General features: G+C 63.9%; 2 protein-coding genes and 1 pseudogene. 1 reads left to right on the top strand and 2 read right to left on the bottom strand.

Features of this window, described 5'->3' with window-relative positions; genetic code table 11:
• Nucleotides 1–316 precede the first annotated feature (316 nt).
• Complete coding sequence (locus BG35_RS0105190) at nucleotides 317–1,144, bottom strand: SWIM zinc finger family protein (protein WP_025781995.1); 828 nt, start codon at nucleotides 1,142–1,144, stop codon at nucleotides 317–319.
• On the bottom strand, nucleotides 1,141–4,248 hold the full coding sequence (locus BG35_RS0105185; RefSeq protein ID WP_025781994.1) for a DEAD/DEAH box helicase: 3,108 nt from the start codon (nucleotides 4,246–4,248) through the stop codon (nucleotides 1,141–1,143). The genes BG35_RS0105190 and BG35_RS0105185 overlap by 4 nt, the downstream gene beginning before the upstream one ends.
• Nucleotides 4,249–4,429: 181 nt before the next feature.
• Between BG35_RS0105185 and alaS the strand changes: the two are divergent.
• Nucleotides 4,430–6,751 (top strand): annotated as a pseudogene (alaS, locus tag BG35_RS10430) (alanine--tRNA ligase); the annotation flags it as partial.

Here is a 6,751-nt window from a genome sequence, read left to right as displayed (position 1 = left end):
CCGGGTAACTCCACCGCCAGTTGATAGCGGTCGTCGTTTTCCCGGATTTCAGCGGCGGGTGTGCCCTCGGCTTGATGAAACTGCCGATCCAGGTGCTCAAACAGAGAGAAGGGGGATTGTGATAGAGCAAGCATGGATGGTTCCTCCGAAAGGTCAAAGGGTTGAACGAGTCATGGAGACGGGATCTCCACGCCACCAGTGTTGGCTACGTCAACGGATTCCCCTGGAGGTGAAACCGATCCTCGGGGTACGGCAGCCACCACAACGTTCGGTTGGCCTCATCAACGTGGTGGTGAGAACCGGCTGAACATTGGCATCAGGAACCACCTCCCATGGCCCGGGCCATGGCCTGCTGGGCAATCCGCCGGCCCTGGTCGTGGAGATGGTGGAGGAAAGTGCGGTTGGCGTCGGGGTGGTGGGGATCCGGCGCCACCGGCAGGGGCCCCGCCTCGTCCACCCCCAGTTCCCCTTCCAGGGCAGGGGTGATCACCACCAGTTCCGGATCCATGTCTTCCCCGTAGCTCCAGGTGCGGCGCGCCTGGGGAGGGAGCATCCCGGTCTGCACCGTCACACCCTGCTCCGTGGCGTTGCTGATGCGCCGCTGGGCCAACTGGTCCAGGAGTTGCTGCCGCGTTCGGCCCCGCAACTGAAACAGGACAAAGGGATCTTCACTGAAGCGGTCCCCCATCAAGTAATAGACGGCGATGATGTGCTTGCAGGGATTGGCTTTATCCGGGCAGCTACATTCACTGCGCATCTCCCGGAGTTCCCAGGGAAAGAGGCGGCGGCCACTGGCCGCAAAGGCCCGTTCAATATCCTGGGGCATGACTCCGGCCAACAACTGGGCTGTCCAGCGGGCTTTCCGGGACAGGGCGTCCAGGACGTAGCCCCAGTCCTCGTTGCTGAGGGTGTCCAACCAGAGCTTCACCTTGTAGGGATCCTTGGCGGTGCCCTGTACCCGGGCGTGGACGCGGCGACCCTCGAAGCGAATGGACAGCACATGGCCTTCATGCATGTAGTCCCAGGCCCGCTCCAGCCGCTTCTTGTAGCGATAGGAGTGAATCAGATCCATCCACTGGGCCACCCACCAGGGCTGCTCCGCCATGGGGCCTTGACCGGTGTTGTTGCGATTGAGAGTGTTCATGTGAGGCTGACCAGATCCTTGATGTCGTCGATTGCCAGGCCGGCCAGCCAGTCCTCGCCGCCGCCGATGATGTCTTCCGCCAAGCGGGCCTTTTCTCGAATCATGCGGTCCACGTTTTCCTCCAGGCTGCCGCTGGTGATGAATTTATGCACCACGACCCGATTGGTCTGGCCGATGCGATAGGCGCGGTCCGTGGCCTGGTTTTCCACGGCAGGGTTCCACCAGCGATCAATGTGGACCACATGGCTGGCCCGGGTCAGGTTCAGACCCACTCCACCGGCCTTGAGAGACAGGAGGAAGAGTTGTGGACCCCGGGGATCCTGCTGGAAGCGGTCCACCATGGCCTGGCGCTCCGCCTTGGAACTTCCCCCATGGAGAAAGGGAACTTCCCCCTGGAAGCGCTGCTCCAGGTATTGCTTGAGGAGATGGCCCCAGCGGGCAAACTGGGTGAACAATAGCGCCCGATCCCCAACCGCCATCAATTCGTCCAGGATTTCCTCCAGCCGTTGCAACTTGGCGGAGCGGCGAGCGAAGTCCCGGCTCACCTCCTGCTCCTGGAGAACCAGGGCGGGGTGATTACAGATTTGCTTGAGCTTGGTGAGCAGACCCAGCACCCGACCATGGCGTTCCCCCCGGGGAGCGCGGGCCACAGCCTCGAAGGTGTCGTCCACGGTCTTGCTGTAGAGCCGCCTCTGCTCATCGGAGAGTCCGCACCATTCATTGAGTTCGATTTTTTCAGGCAGGTCGCTGATAATGGATTGATCCGTCTTGAGGCGCCGGAGGATGAAGGGACCGACACGACGGCGCAAATCCCGCAGGGAGGACATATCCCCATAGCGTTCAATGGGCAGGCGGTAGCGTTGGCGGAAGAACCCTTCCTCCCCCAACACCTGGGGGTTAAGGAAATTCATCAACGGCCAGATCTCCCCCACACGGTTTTCGACCGGCGTGCCGGTGAGGGCGATGCAGAAGCAGGGTTTCCGGCCCAGGCGCGACAACTCCCGGGCGGCGGCGGATTGCTTGGAGGTGGGGTTCTTGATGGCCTGGGCTTCGTCAATCACCACCCCCTGCCATCCATGGCTGCCGAGAACGGCCAGGTCCCGCTGCAGCAAACCGTAGCTGGTGAGCACCAGGTCCACACCCTTGAGGGCGGCAGCCAGAGCCGCTGCGGTGTTGGGGCGGCGGCTGCCGTAATGCTCGATCACCCGTAGCCCAGGGGTGAACTGCTGCGCTTCACGGCGCCAATTGGTCATCACCGAGGTGGGGCAGGCCAGTAATACCGGCCGCTTGAGTTCCTTTTGCGCCTTCAGGTACTGAAGGAAGGCCAGCAGTTGAATGGTTTTGCCCAGGCCCATGTCATCGGCGAGGCAAGCCCCCTGACCAAAGCGGTAGAGGAAGGCCAGCCAGCCCAGTCCCCGTTCCTGGTAAGGGCGCAACCGGCCACGGAACCCTTCCGGCGCGGGCAGGGGATCCGGTTGCTTGTGGTGGTGATACTGCTCCAACACCTGCTGCAAGCGCGGTCCCGCCTCAAAGCTATGCACCGGCAGCCGTTGCAGGGTTTCCAGGTGGTTCCCGGCCAGTCGCAGGGCGTCTTCCAGGCTGAACCGTGGTTCCTCCAGGCAGAACTTTTCCGCCGCCTTGATATCTCCGGGGCGCAATTCCACCCACTGCCCCCCGTGGTTCACCAGAGGGCTTTTCTGGGCGCTCAGCCGCTCCAGTTGGTTGAGGGTGACGGGCTGGCCACCGATCATGAGGGTCCAGCGCCATTGCAGGGATTCCCCCAGGCTGAAGCCCCGGGACTCCGGCGGCAGGTCCGCCTGGATGGCCAGCCCCATGCGTCCCGCAAGACCACCGCTGAGGGTGGCGGGAAGCTTGACGCCAACCCCCAGATCCCGCAACCGACGGCTGGCGGTGCGCACCAGCACAAAGGCTTCCACCGGGGTCAGATCCATGGTGGACGGGGTGGGACCCTCAAGCCCCCGCTCAAGCGGTTCAAAGGCGGATAGGGCTCGACCCAGGCCCTCCAGCAGCAACCGGCTGGGCTTTTCTACGGGGATTTCACCAATATGGACGCCATTGTCGCCAGCGGCCCAGATGGCCTCGGCATCCAGCCAGAGGCTGGGGTCGATGGCCGCCTGGAGACCAAAACGGAGTTGCCAACGGTTGGGATCCCGCTCCCCTTGCTGTGGCGTTGGAGCCTGCAACTCCAGGCACGCCCGTGCCGGCGCCAACTGGCCTGTGACCCCCTGGCGCCAGTGGTTGGTGGCCCCCTGCAGGCGCTCCATGCCGTCCCCATCGCTGTTCAGCAGGCTCTCCGTGGAAGCCAGGGCCTGCTGCCAACTGTCCAGCAGGGGATCAAGGCCCTCCTCCAGCGGCGTAAAGGCCACCCGCATCTGGGTGTCCAGGAGGGCAGCCACAATGCCGGCCACCTGCAAACGCTGCTGCTCGGGGCGGCGGCAGACCAGCGTCTTCAGTGGATCATGGCCCGAGAGCAACACCTGGGGCATGTGCAACGCCATGGTTTCCAGGCGGTAACGGTCGTCCTCACGGTTGAGCAAGGGTTGCCAGCGGGCGTTGCAGTGATCGCCTGTAGCCTCCACCACAGGCAGCCAGCGGCCCCGGGCCATCAGGCTGAGACACCAGCGCTGCAGATGGGCCAGCCAGCGCAGTTCATCCCCCAGATCCGGGTGCTCGCTACTGAGGGGCAGCCCGTCGAGCCACCGGGGCAGATCCCCAATGGCCAGCTTCAATCCTTCAATGCGCCATGGCCACCACTGACACTGTTCGGGGATCGCCTCTCCAGCCAGCAGAGGAAGGCCGCTCCACACCTCCCACTCACTGGCGCTGCCGGTCCCGGAGCGACTCCGGCGCCGTCGGGAGCGGCGCAGATCCCGACTGGGCAAACTCAGCAGGCGCTCCACGGGCTTCAGGGGAACCTGGGGCAAGCCTTGCCGGTTGCTCAGGCAATGGCGCAACTCCCGGTGGGACAGGGCAAAAGGGTGTACCAGTGGTTCATCCACAGGAGTCTGCCGATCCGCCAGGCGCCAGCCGTCCGCCCACAGCACCAGACCATCGCCGTCCCATAGCGCGTGCAGAAGGCTCATGGACCCTTTTGGCCGAAAAGCATGGGGCGTGGCACACCCTGACCCGGTGTGGGGCTGGTCAGGGGCGTTCCTTCCTTAACTTGCCAGATCATGGCCCGCCATGACCAGTTCCTTGGGACTGCGCGATCATTGCCGTTCATTATGCTTCTCCACCATGAAGGCGTCCGCATCCCCAGACACCATGATGTCGGTACAAGAGCAGCCCCGCAGTGGTGCGGCCATCCGCCTCGCCTTCCTGGACTTCTATACGGCCCGTGGCCACCGCCTGCTGCCCAGCGCCTCCCTGGTGCCGGAGGATCCCACCGTCCTGCTCACCATTGCGGGGATGCTTCCCTTCAAGCCGGTGTTTCTCGGGCAGAAACAGCGACCCGCCCATCGGGCCGCCAGCGCCCAGAAGTGCATTCGGACCAACGACATTGAGAATGTGGGGCGCACGGCGCGGCATCACACGTTCTTCGAGATGCTGGGCAATTTCTCCTTTGGGGACTACTTCAAGGAGCAGGCCATTTGCTGGGCCTGGGAACTGAGCACGGAGGTGTTCGGCCTGGACCCTCAGCGGCTGGTGGCGAGTGTGTTCCGTGAGGATGAGGAAGCCACCGCCATCTGGACAGGAAGGGTGGGCATAGCCCCTCACCGGGTTGTGCCCATGGGTGAAGCCGACAACTTCTGGAGTGCCGGACCAACAGGTCCCTGTGGTCCCTGCTCCGAACTCTACTACGACCTGCAGCCCGAGAAGGGCGATGGCGCCATCAACCTGGAAGACGACCAGCGCTTCATAGAGTTTTACAACCTGGTGTTCATGGAGTCCAACCGGGACGCCCATGGGGTTTTGACGCCCCTGGTGAACAGGAACATTGATACCGGCATGGGCCTGGAGCGCATGGCCCGGATCCTGCAAGGCAAGCCCAATAACTACGAAACCGATCTCGTCTATCCCCTCATGGCCGCCGTGGCGCAGCGCTCACCCGTAGAGAACTACTTTGCCGCCAGCCCGGCCCAACAAACCTCCCTCAAAATCATTGCGGACCATAGCCGTGCGGTGACCCACCTGATTGCCGATGGGGTCACCAGTTCCAACCTGGGTCGCGGCTATGTGCTGCGGCGCCTCATCCGCCGCGCCGTCCGCCATGGTCACCTCCTTGGCCTCCGTGAACCGTTCCTGGCGTCCCTGGTGGACGTGGTCATCCAACTGATGGGATCCGCCTATCCCCAGTTGCGGCAACGGGAGCCCATCATCAAGCGGGAACTCCAACAGGAAGAGTTGCGCTTCCTCGACACCCTGGAGCGGGGCGAGAAGCGCCTCGGCGAAATTCTGACGACACAGCCGGCCCGGATTAGCGGCGGCCAGGCGTTCGAGTTGTACGACACCCACGGCTTCCCCCTGGAGTTGACCGTGGAAGTGGCCCAGGAGCATGGTCTGGCTGTGGATCAAGAGGGGTTTGCAGCGGCCATGGAGGCCCAACGGCAGCAGGCCAGGGCCGCCGCCGTCAACGTGGACCTGACCCGTGGCGGGGTTGGGGAAAGTCTGGCCGCCAAGCTGGGGGCCACCCCCTTCACCGGCTATGGGCAACTGGATGACGAGAGTCAGGTGGCGGCCATCGTTGTCAATGGTGCGGCGGTGCAGCAGGCCCGCGCCGGCGATGCCGTGCAAGTGGGTCTGTCCCGCACCTGCTTCTACGGGGAATCCGGCGGACAGGTGGGAGATCGAGGCCTGTTGCTGAGTACGGCAACCACCGGTGGGTCCATGAAGATGATCGTTGAGGACGTGCAGAAGGTGGACGGGTTTGTTCTGCATAAGGGCCGCCTGGAATCCGGTGTGCTGACCGTGGGAGATCCGGTTGCCGCCCGGGTGGACCGTTCCTGTCGGCGTCGGGCGCAAGCGCATCACACGGCCACCCATCTTCTCCACGAGGCGCTCAAGCGGGTTGTGGACCCGAACATCTCCCAAGCCGGTTCCCTGGTGGCCTTCGACCGGCTCCGCTTTGACTTCAATTGCTCCCGACCGGTGACCGCCAGCGAGATGGAGCGGATGGAGTCTTTAATCAATGGGTGGATTCTGGACGCCCAGATCCTGGAGGTGAGCCAGATGCCCAGGGCGGAGGCCAAGGCCCGGGGGGCTGTGGCCATGTTCGGGGAGAAGTATGGGGACGTGGTGCGGGTGGTGAACGTGCCTGGTGTGTCCATGGAACTCTGCGGCGGCACCCATGTACACAACACTGCCGAAATCGCTCTGGTGCGGCTGGTGGCCGAGGGTGGCGTGGCCTCGGGCATCCGCCGCATCGAGGCTGTGGCCGGTCCGGCGGTGCTGAGCTACGTCAAACCCCGGGACCAGGCCTGCCGCCAGTTGGGGGAGCGGTTCAAAGCACAGCCCACTGGAGATCGTGGCGCGGGTGGAGACCCTGCAAGCGGAACTGAAACAAGCCAGAAAAGCCCTGGCCGCCAGCAGGGAAGCCCTGGCGCTGGCCAAGGCCATGGCTCTGATTCCCCAGGCCCGATCCAATGG

This window comes from Candidatus Synechococcus spongiarum SH4 (genome assembly GCF_000586015.1).
In the GTDB taxonomy this organism is placed as follows: Bacteria; Cyanobacteriota; Cyanobacteriia; order PCC-6307; family Cyanobiaceae; genus Synechococcus_B; species Synechococcus_B spongiarum_F.
Note: the sequence above shows the minus strand (reverse complement) of the source record. Positions and strands in the feature narration are given on the sequence as shown.